Origin of the sequence: Melittangium boletus DSM 14713, assembly GCF_002305855.1 — a bacterium.
GTDB classification, from domain to species: domain Bacteria; phylum Myxococcota; class Myxococcia; order Myxococcales; family Myxococcaceae; genus Cystobacter; species Cystobacter boletus.
The window spans coordinates 9,739,955-9,766,509 of sequence record NZ_CP022163.1 but is presented as its reverse complement, the minus strand read 5'-3'; the positions used below and the strand labels follow the sequence as shown (position 1 = coordinate 9,766,509).

The following is a 26,555-nucleotide window of genomic DNA, read 5'->3' as shown; positions in this document are numbered from 1 at the left end:
TCCCTCAGTCACCGGAAGGAGGCGCCATGGTGTTGCCAGGTAGGGGCATGAGCTGGAAGAAGTTCTTCAGCGAGCTGAAGAACGAGTACCTCAACGACAACATCAGCAATGTCGCGGGCGCCGTGACGTTCTCGGCCCTGCTCGCGCTCTTCCCCTTCCTGCTCTTCCTCGTCGCCCTGGCGGGTCTCCTCATCGACCCCGCCCAGGCACAGGTGCTCATCCAGGAGCTGGGCAAAGTGGCGCCCGCGGCGGTGACGGAGATCCTCGGGGAGCGCCTCAAGGCGCTGGCCTCGGACAGCAGCGTGGGTCTGCTGACGGTCGGTGGTATCGGCGCGGTCTGGGCGGCCTCGGGCGGCGTGGTGGCGCTGATGGACGCGCTCAACACCGTCTATGCCGTGAAGGAGACCCGGCCCTTCTGGAAGATCCGGGGCATCGCCATCCTGGTGACGCTGGCGGGAGCGGCGCTGTCCATTGTCGCCTCGGCGGCCATGGTCGCCACGCCGGCCTTCGCGCACTGGCTCGGCGAGCCGCTGGGCACCCTGGTCATGTGGCTGCGCCTGCCCGTGGCGGGCCTCATCATGATGCTCGTCTGGGCGATGATCTACTACGTGCTCCCGGACGTGGAGCAGGACTTCAAGTTCATCACGCCGGGCTCCGTGGTGGGCGTGCTGCTCTGGTTGCTCGCCTCCACCGGCTTCTCCCTCTACGTGCGCAACTTCGGCAGCTATGACGTGAACTACGGCGCGCTCGGTGGCGTCATCGTCATGCTGATGTGGATGTGGATCTCCTCGCAGGTCATCCTCATGGGCGCGGAGATCAACGCCATCCTCGAGCACCGGTCTCCCGAGGGGAAGGCGCCCGGCGCGAAGACGATGGACGAGTCGGGCCCCAACATCACCAAGGGCGAGCAGCGCCGCGAGGAGCAGCGGGAGATCGAGGCGCTGCTCCATGCGCCGCCGCCGCCTCCCCCTCCTCCCACCCTGGCGCCGTTGAAGGCGGCGCTCACCTGGGCCACGGGCTTCGGCGTGGGACTGTTCCTGCTGCGCCGCTACAACCGTTGAGCCTGCCCGCCGGGGTGCCGCGCGTGAGGCGCGGCACCCGAGCCGCGGCTCAGCGGCGGTGTCCGCCCTGCTGCAGGTGCTTCTCGGAGTACTCGGCGAAGGTGCCGTTGAAGTCGAGGATGGGCTTGCCTCCCCCCTCCAGGCTCCAGATGCGGGTGGCCACCTCGGAGACGAGCTCCTGGTCGTGCGTCACGACGACGACGGTCCCCTCGAACTTCTGCAGCCCCTCGGACAGCGCGCTGATGGACTCCAGGTCCAGGTGGTTGGTGGGCTCGTCGAGGATGAGCACGTTGTCCTGATCCAGCATCAGCTTGCACAGGAGCAGGCGCACCGTCTCGCCTCCGGACAGCGTGTCCGTGGGCTTCATGCGCTCCTCGCCGGAGAAGAGCATGCGGCCCATGACGCCGGAGATCTCCTCGTTGGTGAGCTTGACCTTGACGTCGCGCAGCCAGCCGAAGGCGGTGGTGCCCTTGCGGATGGTGCCGTGGTGGTCCTGCGGCAGGTAGCCCACGCTGGCGTTGTGGCCCCAGATGAGCTTGCCCGTGTCGGGCGCGAGCTGCCCGGCGAGCATCTTCACCAGGGTGGACTTGCCCACACCGTTGCGGCCGATGACGCAGATCTTCTCGCCCTTGATGATGAGCGGGCTGAAGGGCTTGACCACGGGCTGACCGTCGAAGGACTTGGACAGGTTCTCCACGGTGAGCGTCTGCTTGCCGCTGGGCTCCGCCTGATCGAAGCGGATGAAGGGCCGCGCGATGTTCGAGCGCTTGAGATCGTCCGTCTTGAGCTTGTCGATCTGCTTGATGCGGCTCTGCACCTGGGAGGCGCGCGTACCGGCGTGGAAGCGGGCCACGAAGTCCTGCAACTGAGCGATCTTCTTCTTCTTCTCGCCCACCTCGGACTCGATGCGGCTGCGCACCTGGGCCTTCTGCCGCACCATGTCGTCGTACGAGCCCGTGTACTGGATGATGGTCTCGTAATCGATGTCGGCGATGTGCGTGCAGATGGAGTTGAGGAAGTGCCGGTCGTGGCTGATGGTGATGAGCACGCCCTCGAACGCCGTGAGGAACGACTCCAGCCAGCGGATGGAATCAATGTCCAGGTTGTTGGTGGGCTCGTCGAGCAGCAGGCCCTGGGGCTTGCCGAAGAGCGCCTGCGCGAGCAGCACACGCAGCTTGAGGCCGCCCGTCAGCTGCTTCATGGGCCCTTCGTGGGACTCGGTGGGGATGCCCAGACCTTCCAGGAGCGAGGCCGCCTCGGACTCGGCGCTGTAGCCGTCCTCCTCGGCGATGACCATCTCCAGGTCGCCCAGCCGGTTGCCGTCCTCCTCGGTGATGTCCGACTTGGCGAGGATGGCGTCCTTCTCCTTCATCACGTCCCACAGGGCCTTGTTGCCCATGATCACCACGTCGAGGACGCGGTTGTCCTCGTAGCGGAACTGATCCTGGCGGAGGATGCCCAGCTTCTTGGGACGGGAGATGGTCCCCATGTCCGCTTCCTCGTCTCCGGCGAGGATCTTCATGAAGGTGGACTTGCCCGCCCCGTTGGGGCCGGTGAGGCCGTAGCGGCGTCCGGGCGAGAACGCGACGTTGACGTCCTCGAAGAGTTTCTTGGGCCCGTAGGCCTTGGAGACGTTGATGATGGAGAACATGGGGGGCGCTTTCTAGCGGAAGGGGAAGGCGTCCGGAAGGCAGGTGACGCGGAGAGTCGACCGGACCGGCACTCACCGGGGGCCGAGAATCCCTAGAACCCCGGGGAGGACCGTTTCATGCCCCCCTGGGAAGGCGCCCTCCCTGCTTTCCCTGTTCGCCTGCCCGCCTCACGCACCTGGACACACCTGTCCAACCGAGGGCCGCTCAGTTCTTCTGGAGCCAGAGCGAGCGGGGCCCGCGCAGGGCGAACGTGGGGCCGTAGTCGAGGTGCTCGGACTGGCGCGGCGAGAAGCCCAGACGCGGGACGTGCTCCATGAGTTCTCGCAGGGCCACCGGGGCCTCCACCCGGGTGAGCGGAGCGCCGAGGCAGAAGTGGATGCCGTGGCCGAAGGACATCAGGCCATGGGTGTCGCGCGTCGGGTCGAAGCGCTCCGGCTCGGGGAACTTGCGCGGGTCATGGTTGGCCGAGCCGAGCAGCAGAACCACCATGGATTCCGCGGGGATCTTGCCGCCCCCCACTTCCACCTCCTGGGTGGTCCGGCGCGACAGTCCGAGGACCGGTGAATCGAAGCGCAGGGTCTCCTCGCACACGGCGGAGCATGCGGCGAGCGAGGGGTCGCGCCGCAGCGCCTCGTACTGCTCCGGGTGGCGGATGAGGGCGAGGAGGGTGTTGCCCAGCAGGTTGGTGGTGGTCTCGTTGCCGGCGATGAGCAGCAGCATGGTGAAGGCATTCACCTCCTGAGGGCTCAGCGCGGGCACGCCGTCCGTCTCCTGCACGAGCAGGGAGATGAGGTCACCCCGGGGCTCGCGGCGGCGCGCCTCGGCCACCTCCGTCATGTAGACGCGCATCTCCGCGCGGCTCCGGGTGGCCGCCTCCGGCTCCTCCCCCGTCGGCAGGCGGGCGATCAGGCCGGCGATGATCGTGTCGCTCCAGCGCTTGAAGTCGCGGCGGCGCACGGGGTCGATGCCGAGCATCTCCGCGATGATGGTGACGGGCAGGGGCGAGGCCAGCGCGTCCATGAAGTCGAACTCGGACCGGGAGGTCATCTCCGCGATGAGCTCGCGCGACAGCTCGCGCACGCGCGGCTCCAGGGCGTTGATCTGCCGGGGGGTGAAGGCGCGGCTCACCAGGCCGCGCATCTGGGTATGCACGGGAGGGTCCGCGGTGATCAGCTCGGCCACCGATTCGACCTGGAACACGCCCCGCGGCCGGCCTCCGACCTGGACCCTGGAGGAGGAGAACAAGGCGGCGTTCTTCAAGGCGAACGCCACGTCCTCATGGCGGCTGAGGAGCCAGGACTTCATGCGCTCGTTCCAGAGCAACGGCGCCCTCTCGCGCATCTCGGCGAAGTAGGGGTAGGGGTTCTGCCTGAACCGGGGATCGAGGAAGTCAAAGCCATCGAGCAGACTCATGGAACGCTCCTTGAGGGAAACAGCCGCGCGCGCGGGTTCAGTTCTTCTGGAGCCAGAGGGACTTGGGGCCTCGCAGGAAGAACGAGCCGCCGTAGTCGATGTCCTGGGGCTGGCGCGGCGAGAAGCCCAGGCGGGGCGCGCGCTCCATCAACTCCCGCAGGGCCACGGGCGCCTCCAGCCGGGACAGCGGCGCGCCGAGGCAGAAGTGGATGCCGTGGCCGAAGGACATCAGGCCATGGGTGTCGCGCGTCGGGTCGAAGCGCTCCGGCTCGGGGAACTTGCGCGGGTCATGGTTGGCGGAGGCCAGGAGCACCATGACGGAGGTGTCCGCGGGCAGCTTGCCCCCGCTCATCTCCACCTCTTGCGTGGTGCGGCGGAAGAGCCCGATCACGGGCGAGTCGTAGCGCAGCGTCTCCTCGCAGATCGCCGAGCAGGCGGCGGGAGAGGGATCGCGCCGGAACGCCTCGTACTCCCCGGGGTTGCGGATGAGGGCGGTGAGGGCGTTGCCCAGCAGGTTGGTGGTGGTCTCGTTGCCGGCGATGAGCAGCAGCGTGGTGAAGGAGTTGACCTCCGGGGGCGTCAGGGCCGCCACGCCATCGATTTCCTGGACGAGCAGGGAGATGAGGTCGCCCCGGGGCTCGCGGCGGCGCGCCTCGGCCACCTCCGTCATGTAGGCGAGCATCTCCTTGGCGCTGCGGATGACCTCCTCGGGCGTCTCGCCGGACTGGAGGGTGGCGTTGTTGGATTGGATGAGGTTGTCGCTCCAGCGCTTGAAGTCGCGGCGGCGCACGGGGTCGATGCCGAGCATCTCCGCGATGATGGTGACGGGCAGGGGCGAGGCCAGCGCGTCCATGAAGTCGAACTCGGACCGGGAGGTCATCTCCGCGACGAGCTCGCGCGACAGCTCGCGCACGCGCGGCTCCATGGCGTTGATCTGCTTGGGCGTGAAGGAGCGGCTGACGAGACCCCGCAGGCGCGTGTGCACCGGCGGATCCATGGACACGAGGTTGGACACCGAGCCCAACTCCTTCACGGAGGCGCGCTCCTCCTGGAGCTTGCCGGCGATGCGGATCTTCGTGGAGGAGAACAAGGCGTGGTTCTTGAGCACGAACGCCACGTCCTCGTAGCGGCTGAGCACATGGGCCTTCAGCTTGGCGTCGTAGTGGAGGGGGGCCTTGTCGCGCAGCTCCGCGAAGTAGGGGTAGGGGTTGCGCATCACGTCGGGGCTGAAGAAGTCGAAGCGGCTCAGCAGGTCCATGTCGGGTTCTCCTTGAGATGCCAACGGCGGTGAAGGGGAAGACTCATCCGGAGCGCGGGCGGGCGCCCTCGAGGAAGCAGCGCAGCAGCACCCCCAACTGCTCCTCGATGGGGAGCGGTTGCCGCTCGAGGACCTGCCGCGAGAGCGTGCTCTGCATCATGCCCAGCAGCAGCGTGGGGTAGTGCCGGGCATCCTCGGGCCGCAGCTCCCCCTGGGCGATGCCTTCCTGGCCGAGCTGCTCGAGGCGCTGGGAGGCCTCGCTCCACAGGTGTTGGTGGCGCGCCAGATCCTCGCCCGTCGAGGCGCTGCGCCGGACGTCTTCTCGCTGGAGCAGGGAGAAGAGGCCGAAGTGCGTCTGGACGTGCTCGAGGATGGCGCGCAGCAGGCCGGGCAACCGCGTGCGGTAGGGGGCGCCCTGGCTTCGCTCCAACTCCGCGTCGATCCGCGCCAGCAACTCCTGTCCCTGGGCGTCGAGCAGCGCCTGGAGCAGCGCCTGCCGGTCCTCGAAGTAGTTGTAGAGCGTGCCGACGGAGACTCCCACGCGCGCGGCGATGTCCTCCATCCGCGTGGAGGCGAGGCCCTGCTCGGCGAGCACCTGCTCCGCCGCGTCGAGGATGGTCGCCCGCGCCTCTTCCCGCATCCGCGTGCGCAGGAGTTGAGGCTTGCCTCGGGATTTTGAACTCGAACTCATCGCGATGAATCTTGATTCAAAAACCTGGAATTCGCAATGGCCCCCGAGGGCAGTCGAGCGGGCGGCCGGGTGGATGGAGGGCGTGATCCGGGCGCGCCACGGGTATAAGGCGGGCTCCATGGCCGTCCGCTTCGAGCTCGTCACCACAGATTCCACGGGGGCCCGCGCCGGGGTGTTGCACACCCGCCGGGGTTCCATCCCCACGCCGGTCTTCATGCCCGTGGCCACCCACGCCTCCTTCCGTCATTTGGGCATGGAGGAGATCAAGGCCACCGGCTCGAAGATCCTGCTGTCCAACACGTACCACCTGATGCTCAAGCCGGGCGCCGAGGTGTTCAAACGCTTCGGTGGCATCCACCCCTTCATGCAGTGGGATGGGGCGGTGCTCACGGACTCGGGCGGCTTCCAGATCTTCTCGCTGCCCGAGGATCGGCTCATCACCGAGAAGGGCGCCCACTTCCGCTCCTTCTATGACAACAGCCGACAGTTGCTCAGCCCCGAGTCGAGCATCGCCATGCAGCAGGCGATCAACTCGGAGATCATGATGGTGCTGGACGTGTGCATCGACTCGCGCACGGACGAGCCGGGCACGCGCGAGGCCATGGAGCGCACCCACCGCTGGGCGGTGCGCAGCCTGGCGGCGAAGAACCAGGTGGACACGGGCCAGGCGCTCTTCGCCATCGTCCAGGGCGGGGTGCACCCGCACCTGCGCGACGAGAGCGCCGCTTTCCTCACCCAGCACCCCTTCGACGGCTTCGCCATTGGCGGGCTCGCGGTGGGCGAGACGAACGAGGAGCGCAAGACCATGACGGCGCGCGCCGCGGCGTCGCTGCCCCAGGACAAGCCGCGCTACCTCATGGGCGTGGGCACGCCCACGGATCTCCTGGAGGCGGTGCTCCGGGGCGTGGACATGTTCGACTGCATCATCCCCACGAAGATGGCCCAGCAGGGCTACGCCTACACCTTCCAGGGCTTGGTGCGCATCACCCGCCAGGCCTTCCGCCTGTCCGACGAGCCGTTGGATCCGATGTGCGACTGCTACGTGTGCAAGCGCTACAGCCGCGGCTATCTGCAGCACCTGATGAGCGGCAAGCACCACACGGGCTCGCGGATGCTCTCGGTGCACAACGTGCACCACTACCAGATGCTCACCTGGAAGATGCGCGACGCCATCCTCCGGGGCTCGTACGCGCAGGCCTACCGCGAGCTCAAGCAGATGGTGGCCACGCCCAAGGACCTGAAGGAGGCGCGGCTCGAGGTGGGCGCGAACGCGGTGACGCTCAAGGACGTGGGCTGAGTGGACACGCCGAATCCGAGGGACGGGGACTTCGAGCTGGTGACGCTGCGCAACGGCGCGCGGGCGGTGCGCCACCTGGGGCATGGCGAGGTGATGCACCCGGCGACGGGCCCCTGGCAGGAGGCGCTGCGCCTGTACGTGGAGCAGCCGCGTCTGGCCGAGCGCCTGCGCGCTCCGGGCGAGCCCCTGGTCATCCACGACGTGGGCCTGGGCGCGGCGACGAACGCGGTGGCGGCGCTCACGTGCGCGCGGGAGCTGGGCGGCGAGCGTCGGCGTGGCCTGGAGATCGTGAGCTTCGAGGTGGACCTGGCGCCCTTGCGGCTGGCGCTGGCGGACGCGGCGGGCTTCCCCTTCCTGCAACCCTTCCGGGAGGCGGCCGAGGCGCTGATGCGCGACGGGGCCTGGGAGTCGGAGGGGGTGCGCTGGCGGCTGCACCTGGGGGATGCCCGGGGCCGGCTGGAGGCGGTGCCGAAGGCGGACCTGGTGTTCTTCGATCCGTTCTCCCCGGCGAGCAACCCGGAGATGTGGACGGTGCCCGTGCTGCGGCGGGTGCGAGCGGGGTGCCGGGAGGACGGAGAGGGCGCGTTGCTGCTCACGTACAGCGCCGCCACGCCCACGCGCGTCACCCTGCTGCTCGCGGGCTTCTACGTGGGGGCGGGGCTGTCCACGGGGACCAAGGGGGAGACCACGGTGGGGGCCACGCGCCGGGAGGCCCTGGCCTCACCCCTGGGCGAGCGCTGGCTGGAGCGCTGGCGCCGCTCCTCCGCGAGGGCGCCCCATGGAGAGGCGCTGACCGCGGAGGCCGAGGCGCGGGTGCTGGCCCACCCCCAGTGGGGGGCGGGCTGAGGCCTACGCCGGCGGGTGGCTCTCGGCGGCGGCCTTCCGGGCCGAGGACGGAGCGCCAAGCGCCGGGCTCCCGAGCTCCTCGGCCTGCTCGGACCAACGGACATAATAGGTGGCGGACTGGCCGTCGAAGCCCTCGGGGATGGCGACCACGCGCTGGCCCCCGGACAACTCCGTGGCCCGGGAGAGCACACCCGCCACGAACGTGGGCAGGTCCGCCCCGATGTCCGTCAGCCACACCTCGACCTCGGTGGGGCTCCGCTCCACGATGCGCACCTCGCTGCAATTGGCGCTCGTGCGGAAGCACAACCGGGCCTGGGTCAGCGCCCGCCGGGGACCGAGCAGCCGGGCCATGCCCAGCAGGGCCCGTCCAAAGATGCTGGAAAAATACCCATCGATGAAACGCTCACCGAGCGAGTAGTACGCCGCCTCGGCGGGCATGCCCGCGTAGACGTGGTCCGCCGCGATGCGGAGGAACTGCTTCCACTGCTCGAGCGTGTAAGAGGGAGGGAGCTTCTGCTCCAGATCGAGCCCCGCTTCCCGCAAGCGCTGCCTGCACGCCGGGGTGAGACGGTTCTCCAGCGCCCGGACAAAGAGCGCTTCGACGGTTCCTGAGTAGACGAGCTTGTCGCCGGTCATAGGTTTGCCGGTATATCCGGTCTCTAGAGGTGGGCGCTACATGCCTGTTCAGGGATCGTGCAGTTATGCACGTTGAATGGAAATCTACGTCCTTGGAGTGACGCCGATCGTGACATTCCGTGAATGAGAAGCGCGGGCGGTATGCCCGCTCCCGGCATCCTAGCGTATTTGAGGACCGTTTATTTGACTTTTCACGGGTTGAAGGTGTTTTCCGGGATTTCGGGTGCACTTTCCCCGGCGTTTCTCCCACCCTCCCGCCTAAAGTCCGCCCCCCCATGGTCACGACTGAATCTCCCCGTGCGCCGCTCGCGGCCCTCCTGCCGGAGCGCTCGCAGGGCCCCCTCGACTCCGATGAAATCCTCAGCCGCTTCGTGGGGTGGGTGGAGTCCACCGGGCTCGCCCTCTACCCAGCGCAGGAGGAAGCCATCCTCGAATTGCTCGGGGGCAAGCACCTCTTCCTCAAGACGCCCACCGGCTCGGGCAAGTCGCTGGTGGCCATGGCGCTGCACTTCAAGGCCATGGCCGAGGGCAAGGTGTCCTTCTACACCTGCCCCATCAAGGCGCTCGTCAACGAGAAGTTCTTCGCCCTGTGCGAGGCCTTTGGCGCGGAGAACGTGGGCCTGCTCACCGGCGACGCGGCCATCAACCGCGAGGCGCCCATCATTTGCTGCACCGCGGAGATCCTCGCCAACCTCGGCCTGCGCGACGCCATGCTGCGCGCGGACTACGTGGTGATGGACGAGTTCCACTACTACGCGGACCGCGAGCGTGGCATCGCCTGGCAGATTCCCCTCATCACCCTGCCGGGCACCACCTTCCTGATGATGTCGGCCACGCTCGGCGACACGCACGTCATCGAGGAGAAGCTCCAGGAGTTCACCGGCCGTGAGGTGGTGAGCGTGCGCAGCGCGGTGCGCCCGGTGCCCCTGGACTTCGAGTACCGCGAGACGCCCCTGCACGAGACCATCCAGGACCTCATCCGCCAGAGGAAGGCGCCCATCTACTTGGTGAACTTCTCCCAGCGCGCGGCGGCCGAGCAGGCGCAGAACCTGATGAGCGTGGACTTCTCCACCAAGGAGGAGAAGGAGGCCATCCGCCTGGCGCTGCAGGAGGCGCCCTTCGACACGCCCTACGGCAAGGAGTTCCAGCGCTTCCTGCGCCACGGCATCGGCATGCACCACGCGGGCCTCCTGCCCAAGTACCGGCTGCTGGTGGAGCGGCTCGCGCAGACGGGCCTGCTCAAGGTCATCAGCGGCACGGACACGCTGGGCGTGGGGGTGAACATCCCCATCCGCACGGTGCTCTTCACCCAGCTCTTCAAGTTCAACGGCGAGAAGCTGGCCACGCTGAGCGTGCGCGACTTCCAGCAGATCGCCGGGCGCGCGGGCCGCAAGGGCTTCGACACCCAGGGCAGCGTGGTGGCCCAGGCGCCCGAGCACGTCATCGAGAACGTGAAGATCGCCCAGAAGGAGGCCAAGGGCGGCAAGCGCCTGCCGCGCAAGCCTCCGCCGCAGAAGGGCTTCGTCAACTACGACAAGAACACCTTCGAGCGGCTGCAGACGGGCCTGCCCGAGGCCCTGGAGTCGCGCTTCGAGGTGACGCACGGCTTCCTGCTCAACCTGCTCCAGAGCGAGATGGTGGGCGGCGCCGAGGGCTACCAGCGCCTGGTGCGGCTCATCGATCGCTCCCACGGCTCGGACTACATCAAGAAGCGCAACCTCAAGGAAGCGGCGGCGTGCTTCCGCACCCTGCGCAACGCGGGCCTCGTGCTCGTGCAGAAGGGGGAGGGGGGCGGCGGGGCGAGCGTGGCGGTGGCGCCGGGTCTGCAGCGCGACTTCTCGCTCAACCAGACGCTGTCGCTCTACCTGCTGGACACGCTCAACAAGCTGGACCACGAGTCGGAGACGTACGCGCTGGACGTGGTGACGCTCGCGGAGTCCATCCTGGAGAACCCCGAGGTGGTGCTCTACGCCCAGCTGCACGAGCTCAAGGGCGAGAAGATCGCCGAGATGAAGGCGCGCGGCATGGAGTACGACGAGCGCATGGCGGAGCTGGACAAGCTCGAGTGGCCCAAGCCCAACCGCGACTTCATCTACACGACCTTCAACGCCTTCGCGGACAAGCACCCGTGGGTGGGCGCGGAGAACATCCGGCCCAAGTCCATTCTGCGCGACATGTACGAGCGGTACATGACGTTCCACGACTACATCCGGGAGTACGGCCTGCAGCGCAGCGAGGGCGTGCTCATGCGCTACCTGGGGGATTGCTACAAGGCCCTCACCCAGACCATCCCCGAGCGCTACCGCAACGACGAGCTCAAGGACATCATCGAGTGGCTGCGGGCGATGATCCGCCACGTGGACCAGAGCCTGTTGGACGAGTGGGAGCGGCTGAAGAGCCCGGGCGAGGCGCTCATGCCCCGGCCCGAGGCCCCCGCCGAGCGCCGCCCGCAGGACCTCACCGACGATCCCCGGGCCTTCGCGGCGCACGTGCGCAACGAGCTGTACCGGCTGGTGCGCATGCTCGGCCTGCGCCGGTGGGCGGACGCGGTCTCGCTCCTGCGGCTGGACGCGGGCGGGGAGGCCTGGACGGCGGCGAAGCTGGAGGCGGCCATGGCTCCCTACTTCGAGGAGCACGGCAGCGTGGTGCTCACGCCCCAGGCCCGCCGGCCCGCCTACACGCTCCTCAAGGAGACGGGCCCCCGGCAGTGGGACGCCCAGCAGCGCCTGTTGGATCCCGAGGGCCATGGCGACTGGATGCTCGATTGCGCCATCGATCTGACGGAGCGCAAGGTGGACGACGGGCCCCTGCTCATCCTGCGCCGCATCGGGACGTGAGGACGTTGGGACGCGGATAGTCCCTTTTCGGGGGTGGATCCGCGCCGGGGGGCGTCCTAGCGTGCCGCGTCATGCCTCCCATTCGTCACGTGGATCTGCCGCTGCGCCAGGACGTCCGGCTCCTGGGCCAACTGCTCGGGGAAGTCATCATCGAACAGGAGGGTCAGGCCGTCTTCGAGCTGGAGGAGCGCGTGCGCCGGCTCTCCATCGAGCGGCGCCGGGGTCCCAAGTCAGGCCGCCGCGCCGCCGCCTCGGAGCTGGCCGCGCTCCTGCGCCGCATGCCCCTGGAGCAGGCCGAGCCCGTGCTGCGCGCCTTCTCCACCTACTTCCGCCTCGTCAACCTGGCCGAGCAGAACCACCGCGTGCGCCGCACCCGCGAGCATCAGATCAGCGGACAGCGCGGGGCCCAGCGCGGCTCGCTCGAGGCGGTGATGCAACAGCTGCGGCAGGCGGGCGTGAGCGCCGCGAAGCTGCGCGAGACGCTCCAGGCCATGCGCGTGACGCTCACCCTCACCGCGCACCCCACCCAGGCCGCGCGCCGCACCGTGCTGGAGAAGACGTACCGGCTCGCCCGGCTCCTGGAGAACCGCGACCGCTGCCAGCTCACGCCCCGCGAGAAGGCGGACACGCACCTGGCCATGCGCGAGGAGATCTCCGCCCTGTGGCAGACGGACGAGCTGCGCCGCGAGCGCCCCACGGTGGGCGACGAGGTGAAGAACGTCCTCTGGTACGTGGAGGAGGTGCTGGCCGAGCAGCTCGCGCTCATGCCGGAGACGCTCAACTGGGCCTTCGAGCGCGCCTATGGCGAGCCCCTGGGCGTCATCGTCGCGCCGGTGCGGGTGCACTCGTGGGTGGGCGGCGACATGGACGGCAATCCCCTGGTGACGCCCGAGGTGTTCGCGGACACGCTGCGCGCCCACCGGGCCCGGGGCCTGCGCGCCCTGCGCGAGAACATCGCCAAGCTGGGGTGGGTGCTCACCCAGTCCGAGCGCCATACCCACGTCTCCGATGAACTCCAGGCCTCGCTTGACGCGGATGCCCGCGCCCTGCCCGAGGTGATGGCGCGCTATGGTGCCCGTACCGAGGGCGAGCCCTGGCGCCGCAAGCTGCGCTTCATGGAGGGACGGCTCCAGGCCGCGCTCGTCTACGTCGAGGGCCGCCGCGCCGGGAAGACGAATCCGCTACCCGACGCCGCCTACCGCTCGCCCCAGGATCTCCTGAGGGATCTGGAGCTGCTGGAGCGCTCGCTCAACGAGGCCCGGGCGGGTCACGCGGGCGTGCGGCAGATCCGCCGCTTCATCGCGCTGGTGCGCGCCGTGGGCTTCCACCTCGCCGAGCTGGAGGTGCGCGCCCCCGCCGAGGACGCGCGCAGCGCCGCCGCGTCCCTGAATGGCGGCCCCGCGCCGACCGAGGGCGGCAAGCGGCTGCTCGCGGTGCTCCAGCGCATGCGCGAGGCCCAGGCCGAGTCGGGGGAGGGGTGTTGCCGCACGCTCATCCTCTCCATGGCCTCGACCGCCGAGGACGTGCTGGCGGCCTTCCAGTGCGCCAAGGGCGTGGGGCTCTGGGACGAGGCTCGCGGGTGCGCCACCGTGGACGTGGTGCCCTTGTTCGAACAACTCGGGGCGCTCGATGACGGCCCGGGCGTGCTGCGCGCGCTGTTCACCCACGCGGAGTACCGCCAGCACCTCAAGGCGCGCGGGGTGCAGGAGGTGATGGTGGGCTACAGCGACTCGGGCAAGGAGGTGGGGCTGCTGGCCGCCAACGCCGCGCTCTACCGGGCCCAGTCCGCGCTCACCCAGGTGGCGCACGAGGCGGGGGTGCGCCTGCGCCTGTTCCACGGCCGTGGCGAGACGGTGGCGCGTGGCGGCGGTCCCGCCCAGGCGGCCATCCTCGCGTTGCCGCCGGGCAGCGTGGCGGGCACCTACAAGGCCACCGAGCAAGGCGAGGCGTTGGATCACAAGTACGCCCGTCCCGAGCTGGCGCGGCGCACCCTGGAGCTGGTGCTCGGCGGGGTATTGCTGCACTCGCTCGATGCCCAGCCGCGGCTGGCGTCCGAGGAGGAGCCCGCGTTCCGTGCCGCCTTCGACGAGCTGGCGGAGACGGGCCGCCGCGCCTACCGGGCGCTCGTCTGGGAGGATCCAGCCTTCGTGCCCTTCTTCCAGGCGGCCACGCCCATCGAGGAGATCTCCGCCCTGCCCATCGGCTCGCGCCCGAGCAAGCGTGCCGCGGGCGGCCTCGAGTCCCTGCGCGCCATCCCCTGGGTGTTCTCCTGGACGCAGAATCGCGCGATCCTCCCGGGTTGGTACGGGGTGGGCTCGGCGCTGGAGACGCTGGGCTCGCGGCCCGAGGGGCTGGTGCTGCTCAACCGCATGTACAAGCAGTGGCCCTACTTCCGCACCGTCATCGACAACGTGGCCATGGTGCTCGCCAAGTCGGACATGGCCATCGCCTCGCGCTACGCGGCCCTGGCCCCCGAGTCCACGAAGGACCTGTGGGCGCGCATCCGCGCCGAGTACTCGCGCACCCTGCGGTGGGTGAAGCGCGTGACGGGAGAGCCGCGCCTGCTCGCCAACAACCGGCAGCTCAAGCAGAGCATCGCCCTGCGCAACCCCTACATCGATCCCATGTCCTTCCTCCAGGTGGAGCTCATGCGGCGCAAGCGCGCGGGAGAGGACCACTGCGACCGGCCGCTGCTGCTCACGCTCAGCGGCATCGCCGGGGGCATGCGCAACACCGGGTGAGACGCGAGGCGCGGAATGGCTTGTCGCTCCGGGAGCGGAGAAGGTTAATGGGCGGCGACCCATGCCCCTTCCCGCGCCAACCCGGAGCCGCCTCGCGGTGGTATTCGCCACCCTGGCGATTCCGCTCCTCTACTTCCACCGCGCGACCTTCACCGACAAGGTGTTCATCGCGCGCGACATCCTCCGGGTCTACTACCCGCTGAAGAAGTACTGGGTGGAGCGCGTCTCCCAGTTCCAGTTTCCGGAGTGGTACCCCTACGACGGTCTGGGGCAGCCCTATCCGGGCATGCTCATCTCCGGGGCGTTCCACCCCACGAACCTTCTCTACCTGCTGCTGCCGCTCGAGACGGCGCTCAAGCTCATCACCCTGGGCGCCTATGTCGCCGCGCTGGCGGGCACCTACCGCTTCGCCCGGTTGTGGGGGCAGGGCCGAGGCGCGGCGTTGCTCGCGGGGCTCACCTACGCCTTGAGCGGCTACCTGGTGTGCATCAGCAACAACCTGCTCTACCTGATGGCGGCCGCGACGTTCCCCTGGGCGTTGTGGGGCGCCGAACGCTTCCTGCGCGAGCCCTCCGCGCGCCGCGCCGCCGCCGCCGCCGTCCCCCTGTGTCTCGTGCTGTTGAGCGGCGATCCCCAGAGCTTCGCCCTGTGCAATGGCGCGCTGCTGGGGCTCGTGCTGCTGCGCCCCCGGCGCTCCGAGATTGCGCGGGCAGTGCCCCGCGCGCTCCTGTTGATCGCGCTCGGCGTGCTCCTCTCCTCGGTGCAGATTCTTCCGGTGCTCGGCGTGCTCGGGGACGCGCAACCCACCGCGGCCACGCTCGAGAAGGCCACCTCCTTCTCCTTCCACCCGTTGAGGCTGCTCGAGCTCGCCCTCGGGCCGCTCTTCCTCGATCCGAACACGGGCAGTGCCCCGCTCGCGCTGGCGGACGAATTGCTCCAGTCCGGCATGCAGACGCTCTGGGTGGATTCGGTCCACCTGGGGGCGCCCGCCCTGGTCCTGCTGGGCGTGGCCCTCTGGGTCCATCGGCGCGAGCCGCTGACGTGGAAGGTGGCGGGGGGCGCGCTCCTGGTCCTGGCGCTGGCGATGGCGCGACACCTGCCCTTCTACGGCTGGCTCTACCGGTGGATGCCCTTCTGGAACTCCTTCCGCTACCCGGAGAAGTTGCTGCCCTACTTCCTGTTCGCGTGTGCGCTGGGGGTGGGGGCTGGAGGGGAAGCGGTGCGTCGCGGGCTCGTCCCGGCGCGCCGGCTCGGCCAGGTCGTCCTCGGACTCGCGGCGGGGTGGGGCGTGCTCCTGCTGGGGGAGTGGGGGACTCGGTGGTTCTCGGACGGGGTGATCCGCGGACTCTGGGCACGGGCCCAGCCCGAGGTGTTGGAGATGCTCCAGGGCAACTTCCTGCTCGCGGCCGGGAGCGCGGCGGGGATGCTCGCGGTGATGGGCGGGGTGCTGCTCTGGGTGAGCATTCCGGAGCGGCGCGCGGGGCTGCTCATCGCGCTCCAACTCGCCGTCCTCTTCCTGGCCAACGAGCACTTGTACCTGGTGACGTATCCCGACGTGCTCCATCAGCCCACGAGCATGGTGGACGCCATCCTGCGGAGTGAGCGGGATGCCGGAGCGGGACGGCCTCGGGTGTACGCGGCGGTGCCGAAGTTCAAGCAGGAGCAGGTGCCCGAGGGGCTCGAGCGAATCGACATCACGTCCATCAACTCCGTCACCATCCTGGAGCCGGATACGCCCGCGCTTTGGAATCTGGAGAGCGCGCTGTCCTATCTGCCCACGGTCTCCAGCCGGTACTTCAGCCTGGAGGATCGGCTAGGCGCCATGGAGTTGCTGCTGGGCCGCTTCGCCGGCCTCTTCCACGTGCGCTACGTCGTCGTCCAGGCCTCGGAGTACGCGAAGGCGGGTGGCAACGCGGACGTCGTCGTCGCCGAGGAGCCGCGCTTCAACGCGGTGTTGCTGCGCAATCCCCGGGTGCTGCCACGTGCCTATCTCGCCACGCCCGTGTGCGAGCCCGACGTGGACGCGGCGCGAGCCCGCGTCTTCTCTCGCGCCTTCCAGCCCGGCCGGCAGGTCGTCCTCGAATGTCCTCCGGGCGCACCCGAGGACGCGCCACCCGCCGGGGACGAGCCAGGCCAGGTGCGCTTCGTTCGCTACACCCCGGAGCACGTGGAGTTGGACGTGGAAGCACGCCGGTCCACGGTGCTCGTGCTCAACGATGCCTGGTACTCCGGCTGGAGCGCGACGGTGGACGGACAGCCCGCGCCCATCCTTCCGGCCAACGTCGCGGTGCGCGGCCTCCGGCTCCCGGCGGGCACCCACCGCGTCACCTTCACGTACCAGGCGGCCGGCTTGAGGCTCGGGGCCGGATTGTCGCTCGGCGGACTGGCCCTGCTCGCGCTCGCGCTGTGGTACGAACGGCGCGAGCGGAGCGGCTGAGCGCTACGGCACGCACACCCCCACGCCCGGGAAGTCCTGGAGGGGTTCGCAGCGGCCGCTCGAGCAAGCCGGCGAGCCCGAGGGCGCGCGGCACATCTCGCGGCACACCAGCCCCACGCCGTCCTTCACGCACGCGCTTCCAGGGCCGCAGTCGTTCGAGTACGTGCACGGCTGGCCATCCGCCAGTGTGCCCGCCGTCACGCACACGCTGCCGCTCTTGGGCGAGGGGTAGCAGCCCAACGGGCTCGTGCACCCCTGTGTCAGCACGTCACACGAGGCGCCCGGCGCGCCGCACACCCGGGGGAGCTCATTCGAGCCCGTGAAGTGCATCACCTCGACACAGTCGCTCGGCGCCGCGCATTGATCGCCGCCGTGGCAGAAGCGCTTGCAGGTATAGGGGGCGGTGCCGCCTCCCGAGGTGGGGGACGCCGTACAGGCCAGGCCCGCCTTGCACGTGTCGTAGAAGTCGCCCTCGGTGGTCGCGATGCTCTGACAGTTGCCGCCTTCGTCCACCGTGCCCGTGCTCGCGGGCACGCAGCGCCGGCTCGTCACATTGCCCTGGCTCACATAGGTGCAGCGCGAGCCCGCGGCGCAGTTCTGCGCCACCACGTCGCACTCGCCGGCGAAGCACACGTTGCCCTGGCCTCCGTCCTCCAGCTGGCCTCGCATGCACGCCTCGCCCGTGGCACAGCCTCGCTGCCTCGCCACGTCACAGCCCGACTCCACGGGAGGCTCGGGAACACCGCCATCTTCTGGTGGCGTGACACCCCCTCCATCCAGGACCACTCCGGAATCACCGCCTGTGTTGGGACCCGTGCCACCATCGCTGCACGCACTCATCGTCAGACTGATGAGAAAGACTCCACTCCAGAGGAGAAAATCCGCTCGCATTGATGCCCCCGTCGTAATCGCGAACGGGACTAATAAGACGTTCGAGTAGAAACGGACCCCCCTTGAACAAGACATGGAGGACAGCGGACACTTGCTGGGACGTGAGGGGATTTCCCTGGGTGCGCCCTGGCGGGGCGCTCCCTATAAAAGGGCCACACGTCTCACACGCTCGAGGGAATCAGTGCGCATGACCATGAAGACAGCCGAGTCAATGGATCCAGCGGCGGTGGCATATGCCAACCGGCGGGCGCATGAGCGGATGAGCGCGACGTTCGACGTGCGATTCAAGGAGGTGCAGGACGCCGCGCGCGCGCTGCACGCCTACTCGCTCAACCTGTCCGCGGGAGGACTGTGCCTGCGCACGCGCCGCTCCTACGACGTGGGCGCGCGCGTGCGGCTGCAGATGTCGGTGGAAGGCGAGGACTTCGACCTCGAGGGCGTCATCTCGTGGGTGCGGGACGACGCCGAGGCCATCGGCGTGCGCTTCGTCGACGTGAAGGACGTCGACCAGGAGCGCCTGCAGCGCGTGGTGGCCAGCTTCAAGCGCTGAGCACCGAGGGGGTGGGGGAGGCACCGCCTCCCTCCGTCTCTCAGCTGTGCTGGCCCTCGAACTCGGCGTAGCGCATCACCGTGCGGCTCACGTGCACGAAGCCGCACGACGCGTAGAAGCCCTGGAGCGCTTCCTGGGCGTAGGCGCTGATCTCGATGCGCTTGACGCTCAGGGCCCGGGCGCCGCACCGCTCGATGACCTGCTGGATGAGGGCCCGGCCCACGCCGCGGCGCCGCCAGCCTTCCGTCACCACCAATTCATCCACCGTGGCGATGCGTCCGCGCAGCCTCAACTGGGGCCGGTGCGACAGCGACACCATGCCCACGGGCCGGTCCTGGAGATCCGCCGCCACGAAGATCTCGATCTCCGGGTGGCTGATGACCCAATGGACGGTCTGGGCATCCGAGCCGTGGGGGTAGCCCATCTCCCGCAGGAGCGTGGCCAGACTCTCGGCGTCACCGCGGCGCGCGCGGCGGATGCGGAAGGAGGGAGCGTCGGAGGCGGGGGGTCTGGAGGAAGTCGGTTGCACGGACGAGCCAGTCTACACCATGGAGCCGCCCCCCTCGCAAAGGCCTGGGGCGGCTTTGGGCGCCTACATCAGGGCTGTTCGGAAGCGAGCGCGCGGATGGCGGCGGTGATGTCACCCAGCTGGGGCACGGACGCCATCTCCAGCGTGTCGGCGAGGCCCACGCCAGGCACGAACTTGCCCGCGAGCAGCCGCGGCGGCGCGAGCAGCTTGTAGAAGAGCTCTTCCACGGTGCGGCGCACCAGGTGCTCGCCGAAGTTGGTCACCTCGGTGTCCTCGTTCACGTAGAGCACCCGGCCCGTCTTCTCGACGGAGCCCTTGATGAGCTCCCAGTCGTAGGGCCAGAGCGAGCGCATGTCGATGACCTCGGCGTCCACGCCGCTGGAGGCCAGCTCGTCCGCGGCCCGCTTGCACAGGGGCAGGGTGCGGCCGTAGCTGACCACGGTCACGTGCGAGCCCGGGCGCACCACCTTGCCCTTGCCGATGGGCACCGCGTACGCGGACAGCTCCGCGGGCCACTGGGGCTTCCACTGCGAGCGATCGCCGAGTGGCGCGTCGATGAGCTTGCTCAGGGACTTGTCGTCCTCGGGCTCACCCGGAATCCGCTCCTCGCCCTTGATGCGCAGGAGCGCCTTGGGCTCCAGGTACATGACGGGGTTGAGCTCCTGGCAGGCGGAGATCATCAGCCCGTAGGCATCCAGCGGGTTGGAGGGCATGACGATCTTCCAGCCCGGGATGTGGGTGGCCGTCGCGTCGAAGGAGTGCGAGTGGTAGAGCGAGCCGCGGATGCCGCTGCCCACGGGGGTCTTCACCACCATGGGCAGGTTCCAGTCGCCGTGGCTCGCCCAGCAGGTGTTGCCCGCGATCTTGAGCAGATCGATGGTGTTGTAGATGTAGTCGGCGAACTGGATCTCCGCGACGGGCCGCTGGCCGGCCATGGCCAGACCGATGGCCATGCCGATGATGCCGCGCTCGTCCAGGGGCGTGTTCCACGCCGTCTTGAGTCCCTGGGTGGCGGTGAAGACACCGCCCAGGGGAGCCCCCACGTCCTCGCCGAAGATGTCGGTGACGCCCAGGTTCTCCTCGGCGTAGTGCAGGGCCATGCGAATGGCCTGTGCCATGTTGGCCATGGGGTTACTTCCTCTCCGCGTAGATGTGGTTCCAGATGGTTTCGGGGCCGGGCAGGGGCTCCTCGCGGACCTGACGCGCGAGCGCCGCCATCTCCTCGGTGTAGCGCGAGCGCAGCGAGTTCATCTGCTCGCGTGTGAGCACGCCGTCGTTGAGCAGCCGCTCCTCGAAGCGCGCCAGGCAGTCCTGCTCGCCGCCCACGAAGTTGGCGCCGGACGCCGAGGAGTGTCCGTACAGGCGCGACACCATGGCCTCCAGGAGGAAGGGCTTGCGCTCGCGGCGCACGTACTCCATGGCCTCCTTGAGCTCGCGCCAGGCGTTGATGGGATCGTTGCCGTCGATCGTCTTGGTGCGGATGTTGAAGGCACGGCCGCGGTCGGCCACGTGCGTCTCGCCGTGCTGGGTGCCCGCGGGCGTGGAGATGCCCCACTGGTTGTTGGTGACGATGATGAGCACGGGCAGCTCCATGCCCGGGCGCGAGCTCCACACCAGGCAGGAGGCGAAATCGCCCTCGGCCGTCCCCGCGTCGCCGCCGGTGACGATGGTGATGCCATCGCCGCCGTGGCGCTTCTGGGCCAGGGCCGTGCCGGGCGCCATGGTGTACTGCACCTCGATGGGCGAGGACACCGGGGCGATGTTCCACTCGCGCTTGGAGAAGTGGCCCGCGAAGTTGCGGCCGCCCGAGTATGGATCCGAGGCCGTGTTCTTCATCTGCCGCAGCGCCCCGATGGGCTCCTCGCCCAGCGCGAGCAGGGTGGCCGACTGCCGGTAGTGCGCGTGCAGGTAGTCGTAGGCGGGGCCCTGGCCCTTCTTCATCAGCAGGCCGAGGGGCACGTTGAAGGCCTCTTCTCCGGGGCCTCCAATCCAGAAGTAGCCGTGACCCTGCTTGTACATCTGGATGAGGCGCTCTTCGAGCACACGCGCCTTCACCATCAGGTCATGCATCCGGACCAGCAGGTCCCGCTCGAGCGGGGCCGCGTCTTCTGGGCGATTGAGGAGGCGGGGTTTGGACACGCGCATCTCGGGGGTGGAGAGGAGGGGTACGAGCCCCCTATACCGCGTGGCCCCGGTGCCTTCACGCGTGAATGCATGGCGCGTCGCGGCGTAGTGCGCACAAAGTGAAACGAGACACGTTCCAGGCGTCCGGGCGGGCCCCCGAACGGCCTCCGGAGGGGGGGTCGAGCCAGGAGACCCGGGAGATCGCGCAACCCGGAAAATGCGCTAGAGTCGCGCAGTCTCCAAGATTTCGATAAAGCCCTCGCCCCCCGCCCCCGGGCGATGACCCGAGTTCCGCCTTGTCCAACGCCCCCTTGCCGCAGCAGCCGCCCCCTGATGGGCCGCTCGAGCCTCACGAGCGCACTTCCACCCGTGTGGCGGGCCACACCTCGACGATGGTCTCGCCTCTGTACCCCGAGGCGACGAGCACCGTCATGGCCCCCATGGAGGCCGGGGAACTGCCGGACGTGGCGGCCGTGCGCGGACCTCGCCTGGAGCAACTGCTCTTCGTCACCACGGGCGTGCTGGTGGGCGTCATCGTGGCCCTGCTGGCCGGTGTGGCGTGGGTCTCCACCAACGCCCAGTTCGAGGAGAACTCGGCGCGCTTCACGGCCCAGGTGCAGAAGCAGGCCACCGAGCTCGGGCAGACGCTCAGCCATACCCTGTCGCTCACCTCGGCCAGCTCCCTGCGCGACAACAACTACGCCTTCCTCAACGAGGTGGCGCGCTCCATCATCGCCGACAACCCCAACATCCTCCGGGTGCAGATCTACGACGCGGATGGCCAGCTCGCCGCGGACTCGGCGCCGGACGCGAAGCTGGGCACGCCCACGGAGCGCAAGCCCGAGCGGCGCGGCATGAGCGCGCTCTACCAGGGCAAGCCCGTCATCGAGTACCAGGAGCCCATCGACTATGGCTCCCAGAGTGGCCAGGGCGTGGTCGTCATCAGCTACTCCATGGAGTCCCTGCAGAACCAGCTGCACGGGTTGGAGGATGCCAAGCGGGTGCAACTGCGCCGCAACGCCACCACCATGGCGGGCCTGGGCCTGGGCTTCCTGCTGGTGGCCGGCGTGCTCGTGGCCCTCTTGAGCCGGCGCATCACCCGCCCCCTGCACCTGCTCACGGGCAAGGTGATGCAACTGGCCGCGGGCAACCTCGGCGCGCGCGCCGGGACGGTGTCGGGCGCGGGGCGCGAGGTGACCACGCTCGGCGTGGTGTTCAACCACATGGCCGAGCGCATCAACGTGCTGCTCGAGGACGTGCGCGCCAAGGCCCAGCTGGAGCGGGACGTGTCGCTCGCGCGCACCGTGCAGGAGACGCTGCTGCCGGGCCGCGAGGCCTTCCAGGCGGGGCCGGTGCGCATCGCGGGACTCGTCGTCACCGCGGACGCGTGCGGCGGTGACTGGTGGGCGCGCGCGCCGCTGGACGAGCGGCGGCTGGTGGTCGGCATCGGCGACGTGACGGGCCACGGGCTCGCCACGGCGCTGGTGGCCACGAGCGCCACGAGTGGCTTCGCCGCGGCGCTCACCATGCGTCCGCCCGAGGAGCTCACCGCCGAGCTGCTCATCTCCTCGCTCAACGTCACCATGGCCCACGTGGGCCGCGGCGAGCATCAGATGTCCAGCGCGCTGGCCGTCATCGACATCCAGACGGGCATCATCGACTACGCGGCTGGCAGCCACCCGAGCCCGCTGCTCTTCAACCGTCAGACGGGACAGGTCTCCGGCCTGCAGTCGCGTGGCGCGCTCCTGGGCGCCTCCGCGGGCTCCCAATACACCTCGCGCCAGGCCCAGTTGCGGCCCGGCGATCTCATCGTCTGGTACACCGACGGCCTCACCGAGTGCCGCGACACCCGGGAGAAGCCCTACGGCACCCAGCGGCTGGCCGCCGCGCTGCAGGCCAACGCCCACCTGTCCGCCGAGGCCCTTCGGGACGCGATCCTCGCGGATGCGCGCGCCTACAGCGCCGGCCGGCCCGCCCAGGACGATGTCACCGTGATTGTCGCCGAGTTCAGCCCCGCTTCCCCCCGAGTCGCATGAGTCGCTCTTCCCGACCTTCCGTCCGCCGCCTCGTCGCGGCCCTCGTCGTCGCCCAATCCCTGGGTGGTACCGCCGCGCTCGCGCAGTACCGCCCTCCACCCATGACCGAGTCGCAGCGGCTCGTCCGGGAGGCGGAGGCCGCCCAGGTGGACGCGAGCAGCGCGGCCACCTCCGGTGACAAGAAGCGCGCCGAGGCCCGCTACCGCAAGGCCCTGGAGCTCTTCGAGAAGGCGCTCGCCGAGGATCCCGGCTCCGTGCCGGCCGCCGCGGGCGTGGGCGCCGTGGGCCTGTCGCTCCAGGAGCACGAGCTCGTGGCCGCGCGGCTCGCGCCCGTGTACGCGGCCCATTCCGACGCGCTCGAGCTCGCCTATCCCCTGGGCATCTCGCTCTTCAAGCTCAAGCGCTACGAGGAAGCGGTGCCGGTGCTGCGGCAGGTGTCCGCGGCGGGCCAGCCCGAGCACCTGCTCGTGCACTACTACCTGGGCAACTACTACGCGCTCCTGTCCCAGCAGGGCGACGAGGCGGTGGCCGAGTTGCAGGCCTACCTGGCCCTGCGCCCGGAGAAGATCGCCGGCAACGACTTCCAGATCCACGAGCTGCTCGGCCGGGGCCATCTGCTGAGGAACGATCCGGCGGCGGCGCGCGAGTCCTTCGAGCGCGCCCAGGCGGGCCGTCCCGAGTCCGTGTCCCTGCAGATGGGCCTGGGCGCGGCGATGGAGCTGGAGGGCCGCATGCCGGAGGCCATGGCGCTGCTCGAGGGCCTCACGGCGCGCTTCCCGCGCGTGCCCGAGGTGCGCGAGCGCCTGGGCCGGCTGCTGCTGGAGTCCAATGATCCGCCGGGCGCCGAGGTCCAGGCGCGGGCCCTGGTGAGCCTGGGGGGCACGCCGGCGGCGCACCTGTTGCTGGGTGACGTGCGCATGGCCCAGGGCCGTCCCGCCGAGGCGGAGACAGAGTACCGCGAGGTGCTGCGGCTGGCTCCCGGGGACGTGGGCGCGCAGATCTCCGTGGGCATGGCGCTGCAGAAGCAGGGCCGCAACGAGGAGGCCATCTCCTTCCTGGAGGGCGCCGTGCAGTCGGGCGCCAACAGCCTGGAGCTGTGGTCCACGCTCGGCAGCGTCAACCGCCGCGCGGGCCGCTATGCCCGGGCCGTGGAGGTGCATCGGCGCGTGGTGGAGATGGCGCCCCAGCGCGCGGTGGGACACCTGCTGCTGGGCGCGGATCACTTCGCCACCGGCCAGTGGGACCTGACCATCGACGACTATGCCCAGGCGCTCAAGCTGGAGCCCGAGCACGCCGGAGCGAAGACGTGGCTGGCGCGCGCGCTGGCCCACCGGGCGCGGGATCGCGCCGGGAGCGGACGGGTGGACGACGCGGTGCGCGACCTGCGCCGGGCCTTCGATCTGGAGCGCTCCTCGGCCATGGCGCGGCGGTTGGGCGCGGCCCTGTTGCAGCAGGGTTCCCACACCGAGGCCCGCAAGGTGCTGGAGCAGGGCGTCCAACTGCCCGAGACCGCCTGGCGGGATCACCTGCTGCTCGGTTACGCGCGGCTGGGCACGGGCGCCGCCAAGGAAGCGTTCGCCGCCTTCGAGCAGGCCGGCAAGATGGCGCCGGACAGCGCGGCGCTGTCGGATGTGTCCGCGGGCCTGGCCCTCGCGGAGCTGGAGCTCGGCCAGGTGGATGCCGCCCTCAAGCGGTTGTCCGAGCCCGGCGCCTCCAAGCGCGCCATGGAGGTGGCTCGCGCCAACCTCTCGCGCGCCCACCTGCGCCGCGCCTTCGCCCGGCTGGAGGCCGGAGATGGCGCGGGTGCCCGTCAGGACGTGGAAGCCGCGGAGCGCGCGGGGGTTGGCGGTGGCTCCTCGGAGCTGGGCCGGCTGGCCAGCTTCACCAAGGCGCTCGCCCAGGCGCAAGAAGGCCGCTTCGGTGACGCGAGCGCGGGTCTCAAGCGCTCCCTCACGCCGATGCCGGACTGGGCGAGGCCCAATACCCGTCAGCTCGCGGATGCCTTCGTGCTCTACCTGAAGGATCAACTGCCGCAGTCCCGCCGCGCGCTCACGCTGGCCACCAAGCGCCCCATTCCCGAACAGGCGCAGTGGACGGCGAACTTCACCAGTGCCCTGTACCGCCGCGAGGCCGAGCGCGCCTACGCCACTGGCAACATGCGCGTGGCGGAGAAGGCCCTCAAGGCCGCGCTGGCGCTCTCGCCGGACAACGTCGCGCTGCAGCACAACCTCGCGTGCGTGGCCTACCGGGGCAACAAGGCCGCGGACGCCGTGGCCACCTGGCAGCGGTTGGAGGGCTCGATTCCCCAGGCCACGCTCAACCTCGGCATCGACGCGCAGGAGCGCCGTCACAACGTGGGCGAGGCCGTGGACGCCTATCGCCGCTATCTCGCGGCGGGAGGAGCGACGCGCGCCGCCTCCGTCCGGGAGTGGAAGGATCGGCTGCAGATGATCTACGGCCTGAATGAAGCGGCCTCCCCCTCGCCGGCTCCCTCCAGCGCCACCGCCTCGGAGACCACGCCATGATTCGCCTTCGCTCGTTCTTCCTCGGTCTCGCGCTGCTGGGCGCCTCCTGGGGGCCCGTCGCCCACGCGGCCGCCAAGAAGGCCACGCTGGGCGTCTTCCTGCCCACCACGCTCACGGATGGCCAGGAGCGCTTCCAGTACGCCGAGGCGCTCGCCGCCAAACTGTCCACGGCCACGGGCCGGCCGACGGCGGCCAAGAGCTTCGCCCGCTACGAGGACTTCACCCGGGCCATCTCCGAGGGCATCGTCGACTTCGCCGTCGTGGACGCCTGGGCCGCGGTGCAGTTGGGCGCCAAGGCCACTCCGGTGGCGCTCGCGCCGCTCGCGGGCGAGACATCCCAGCGCTGGGCCATCGTCTCCAACGCGAAGGGCTCGGTGAAGGACCTGGCCGGCAAGCGGCTCGCGCTCGTCAAGGGCGCGGGCGCGGCGGATCCCCGCTTCGTCACCAACGTGGTGTTCGCGGGCGACCTGGACGCCAAGAAGCACTTCAAGTTGACGCCGGTGCCCAACGTGGAGTCCGCGCTCAAGATGCTCGAGGCCAAGGGCGCCGAGGCCGCGCTGGTGCCGCTGGCGCACGTGCCCGACGGCATGCGGGTGCTCTTCAAGAGCGGCAAGGTGCCCGGCGCCGTCCTCATGGGCATGCGCGGCGATGCGGACGAATTGACGGAGAACCTGCGGAAGCTCGAGCCGGTGGCGCCCTTCGGTGCCTTCGTCGCGCCCCAGGGCCACGAGGTGGACGACCTGCGCAAGCTGCTCGCCTCGGGCCCCCCGCGCCGCCAGCCCGTGTTCGCGGACTCGCCCGCACTGCGGGTGGAGACGCGGGCTCTGCTGGAGCCCTCGGTGCTCCAACCCGTGTTGCCGTCCTTCGCGGATGCCCTGGACGTGGCGGCGGAGCAGCCCGACGACTGAGTCGGGAATGGGGGGCGACTTTTGCCTCGCCGCGACGCTAGACTGCTCACCTGTCAACCATCAGGCGCTCAGGGACAGCCGTCGCAATGACGGCTCGGGGAGCGTGCCTTCCGCGGCCCCGCT

General features: G+C 69.7%; 19 protein-coding genes. 10 read left to right on the top strand and 9 right to left on the bottom strand.

Annotated elements, in window-relative coordinates:
• The first annotated feature begins 26 nt into the window (after window positions 1–26).
• A complete protein-coding gene (locus tag MEBOL_RS40215; protein ID WP_095982365.1) occupies window positions 27–1,061 on the top strand; it encodes a YihY/virulence factor BrkB family protein in 1,035 nt (344 codons plus the stop codon).
• 49 nt (window positions 1,062–1,110) lie between these two features.
• Here the strand turns inward: MEBOL_RS40215 and MEBOL_RS40210 are convergent, their stop codons facing one another.
• The 4 genes from MEBOL_RS40210 to MEBOL_RS40195 all read right to left on the bottom strand — a co-directional run bounded on the left by MEBOL_RS40210 (window position 1,111) and on the right by MEBOL_RS40195 (window position 6,075).
• Window positions 1,111–2,712: an ABC-F family ATP-binding cassette domain-containing protein gene (locus tag MEBOL_RS40210; protein ID WP_095982364.1), complete on the bottom strand. Its 1,602-nt coding sequence runs from the start codon at window positions 2,710–2,712 to the stop codon at window positions 1,111–1,113.
• A 205-nt stretch (window positions 2,713–2,917) separates the two neighbouring features.
• Window positions 2,918–4,126 carry a cytochrome P450 gene (locus MEBOL_RS40205; RefSeq protein WP_095982363.1) on the bottom strand — a complete coding sequence of 403 codons (1,209 nt, stop codon included), beginning with the start codon at window positions 4,124–4,126 and terminating at the stop codon, window positions 2,918–2,920.
• A gap of 37 nt (window positions 4,127–4,163) precedes the next feature.
• A complete protein-coding gene (locus tag MEBOL_RS40200) occupies window positions 4,164–5,384 on the bottom strand; it encodes a cytochrome P450 (protein WP_095982362.1) in 1,221 nt (406 codons plus the stop codon).
• Between the two features lie 43 nt (window positions 5,385–5,427).
• Window positions 5,428–6,075 carry a TetR/AcrR family transcriptional regulator gene (locus tag MEBOL_RS40195; protein ID WP_157823983.1) on the bottom strand — a complete coding sequence of 216 codons (648 nt, stop codon included), beginning with the start codon at window positions 6,073–6,075 and terminating at the stop codon, window positions 5,428–5,430.
• Window positions 6,076–6,193: 118 nt separating this feature from the next.
• Here MEBOL_RS40195 and tgt point away from each other — a divergent pair, with 118 nt between their 5' ends.
• Together tgt and MEBOL_RS43500 are read left to right on the top strand one after the other, a co-directional pair.
• Entirely contained in the window at window positions 6,194–7,372 is a 1,179-nt protein-coding gene (tgt, locus tag MEBOL_RS43505) for a tRNA guanosine(34) transglycosylase Tgt (protein WP_095982360.1), read from the top strand.
• The gene (locus MEBOL_RS43500; RefSeq protein WP_095982359.1) at window positions 7,373–8,218 is read left to right on the top strand and encodes an MnmC family methyltransferase; all 846 of its coding nucleotides are present in this window, start codon (window positions 7,373–7,375) and stop codon (window positions 8,216–8,218) included.
• Window positions 8,219–8,221: 3 nt separating this feature from the next.
• On the opposite strand, the gene MEBOL_RS40180 is transcribed toward MEBOL_RS43500, so the two are convergent.
• Window positions 8,222–8,854, bottom strand: a complete 633-nt coding sequence (locus tag MEBOL_RS40180) for a DUF2378 family protein (RefSeq protein WP_095982358.1) — start codon at window positions 8,852–8,854, stop codon at window positions 8,222–8,224.
• A 275-nt stretch (window positions 8,855–9,129) separates the two neighbouring features.
• On the opposite strand from MEBOL_RS40180, the gene MEBOL_RS40175 reads away from it, so the two are divergent.
• From MEBOL_RS40175 to MEBOL_RS40165, 3 genes are all read left to right on the top strand, one after another.
• A complete protein-coding gene (locus MEBOL_RS40175; RefSeq protein WP_095982357.1) occupies window positions 9,130–11,691 on the top strand; it encodes a DEAD/DEAH box helicase in 2,562 nt (853 codons plus the stop codon).
• 71 nt (window positions 11,692–11,762) lie between these two features.
• Window positions 11,763–14,432: a phosphoenolpyruvate carboxylase gene (locus MEBOL_RS40170; RefSeq protein WP_095982356.1), complete on the top strand. Its 2,670-nt coding sequence runs from the start codon at window positions 11,763–11,765 to the stop codon at window positions 14,430–14,432.
• A 61-nt stretch (window positions 14,433–14,493) separates the two neighbouring features.
• Window positions 14,494–16,869, top strand: coding sequence for a YfhO family protein (locus MEBOL_RS40165; RefSeq protein ID WP_095982355.1), 2,376 nt, complete (start codon window positions 14,494–14,496; stop codon window positions 16,867–16,869).
• 3 nt (window positions 16,870–16,872) lie between these two features.
• On the opposite strand, the gene MEBOL_RS40160 is transcribed toward MEBOL_RS40165, so the two are convergent.
• Window positions 16,873–17,577, bottom strand: a complete 705-nt coding sequence (locus MEBOL_RS40160) for a hypothetical protein (protein WP_245919297.1) — start codon at window positions 17,575–17,577, stop codon at window positions 16,873–16,875.
• A gap of 370 nt (window positions 17,578–17,947) precedes the next feature.
• Between MEBOL_RS40160 and MEBOL_RS40155 the strand changes: the two genes are divergently transcribed.
• The gene (locus MEBOL_RS40155; RefSeq protein ID WP_095982353.1) at window positions 17,948–18,310 is read left to right on the top strand and encodes a TIGR02266 family protein; all 363 of its coding nucleotides are present in this window, start codon (window positions 17,948–17,950) and stop codon (window positions 18,308–18,310) included.
• 40 nt (window positions 18,311–18,350) lie between these two features.
• Here the strand turns inward: MEBOL_RS40155 and MEBOL_RS40150 are convergent, their stop codons facing one another.
• From MEBOL_RS40150 to MEBOL_RS40140, 3 genes are all read right to left on the bottom strand, one after another.
• Window positions 18,351–18,839, bottom strand: coding sequence for a GNAT family N-acetyltransferase (locus MEBOL_RS40150; RefSeq protein WP_095982352.1), 489 nt, complete (start codon window positions 18,837–18,839; stop codon window positions 18,351–18,353).
• 68 nt (window positions 18,840–18,907) lie between these two features.
• A complete protein-coding gene (locus MEBOL_RS40145) occupies window positions 18,908–19,966 on the bottom strand; it encodes an alpha-ketoacid dehydrogenase subunit beta (RefSeq protein ID WP_095982351.1) in 1,059 nt (352 codons plus the stop codon).
• 4 nt (window positions 19,967–19,970) lie between these two features.
• Window positions 19,971–20,978, bottom strand: a complete 1,008-nt coding sequence (locus tag MEBOL_RS40140) for a thiamine pyrophosphate-dependent dehydrogenase E1 component subunit alpha (protein ID WP_095983310.1) — start codon at window positions 20,976–20,978, stop codon at window positions 19,971–19,973.
• A gap of 377 nt (window positions 20,979–21,355) precedes the next feature.
• Here MEBOL_RS40140 and MEBOL_RS40135 point away from each other — a divergent pair, with 377 nt between their 5' ends.
• Genes MEBOL_RS40135 through MEBOL_RS40125 form a run of 3 tightly spaced genes read left to right on the top strand, consistent with a single transcriptional unit; the run spans window position 21,356 to window position 26,432 of the window.
• Window positions 21,356–22,999, top strand: a complete 1,644-nt coding sequence (locus tag MEBOL_RS40135) for a SpoIIE family protein phosphatase (RefSeq protein WP_179956363.1) — start codon at window positions 21,356–21,358, stop codon at window positions 22,997–22,999.
• Window positions 22,996–25,524 (top strand): tetratricopeptide repeat protein, encoded by a 2,529-nt coding sequence (locus MEBOL_RS40130; protein WP_095982349.1) that lies wholly within the window; start codon window positions 22,996–22,998, stop codon window positions 25,522–25,524. Before MEBOL_RS40135 ends, MEBOL_RS40130 begins: the two co-directional genes overlap by 4 nt.
• The gene (locus tag MEBOL_RS40125) at window positions 25,521–26,432 is read left to right on the top strand and encodes a PhnD/SsuA/transferrin family substrate-binding protein (protein WP_095982348.1); all 912 of its coding nucleotides are present in this window, start codon (window positions 25,521–25,523) and stop codon (window positions 26,430–26,432) included. Before MEBOL_RS40130 ends, MEBOL_RS40125 begins: the two co-directional genes overlap by 4 nt.
• The last annotated feature ends 123 nt before the right edge of the window (window positions 26,433–26,555 follow it).

Excerpts from the sequence above, each read along its gene's own strand:
- MEBOL_RS40205 (WP_095982363.1), bottom strand. The coding sequence starts at position 4,126 with ATGAGTCTGCTCGATGGCTTTGACTTCCTCGATCCCCGGTTCAGGCAG.
- MEBOL_RS40215 (WP_095982365.1), top strand. The coding sequence starts at position 27 with ATGGTGTTGCCAGGTAGGGGCATGAGCTGGAAGAAGTTCTTCAGCGAG.
- MEBOL_RS40145 (WP_095982351.1), bottom strand. The coding sequence starts at position 19,966 with ATGGCCAACATGGCACAGGCCATTCGCATGGCCCTGCACTACGCCGAG.
- MEBOL_RS40200 (WP_095982362.1), bottom strand. The coding sequence starts at position 5,384 with ATGGACCTGCTGAGCCGCTTCGACTTCTTCAGCCCCGACGTGATGCGC.
- MEBOL_RS40165 (WP_095982355.1), top strand. The coding sequence starts at position 14,494 with ATGCCCCTTCCCGCGCCAACCCGGAGCCGCCTCGCGGTGGTATTCGCC.
- MEBOL_RS40155 (WP_095982353.1), top strand. The coding sequence starts at position 17,948 with ATGACCATGAAGACAGCCGAGTCAATGGATCCAGCGGCGGTGGCATAT.
- MEBOL_RS40170 (WP_095982356.1), top strand. The coding sequence starts at position 11,763 with ATGCCTCCCATTCGTCACGTGGATCTGCCGCTGCGCCAGGACGTCCGG.
- tgt (WP_095982360.1), top strand. The coding sequence starts at position 6,194 with ATGGCCGTCCGCTTCGAGCTCGTCACCACAGATTCCACGGGGGCCCGC.
- MEBOL_RS40210 (WP_095982364.1), bottom strand. The coding sequence starts at position 2,712 with ATGTTCTCCATCATCAACGTCTCCAAGGCCTACGGGCCCAAGAAACTC.
- MEBOL_RS40195 (WP_157823983.1), bottom strand. The coding sequence starts at position 6,075 with ATGAGTTCGAGTTCAAAATCCCGAGGCAAGCCTCAACTCCTGCGCACG.
- MEBOL_RS40180 (WP_095982358.1), bottom strand. The coding sequence starts at position 8,854 with ATGACCGGCGACAAGCTCGTCTACTCAGGAACCGTCGAAGCGCTCTTT.
- MEBOL_RS40135 (WP_179956363.1), top strand. The coding sequence starts at position 21,356 with ATGGTCTCGCCTCTGTACCCCGAGGCGACGAGCACCGTCATGGCCCCC.
- MEBOL_RS40125 (WP_095982348.1), top strand. The coding sequence starts at position 25,521 with ATGATTCGCCTTCGCTCGTTCTTCCTCGGTCTCGCGCTGCTGGGCGCC.
- MEBOL_RS40175 (WP_095982357.1), top strand. The coding sequence starts at position 9,130 with ATGGTCACGACTGAATCTCCCCGTGCGCCGCTCGCGGCCCTCCTGCCG.
- MEBOL_RS40130 (WP_095982349.1), top strand. The coding sequence starts at position 22,996 with ATGAGTCGCTCTTCCCGACCTTCCGTCCGCCGCCTCGTCGCGGCCCTC.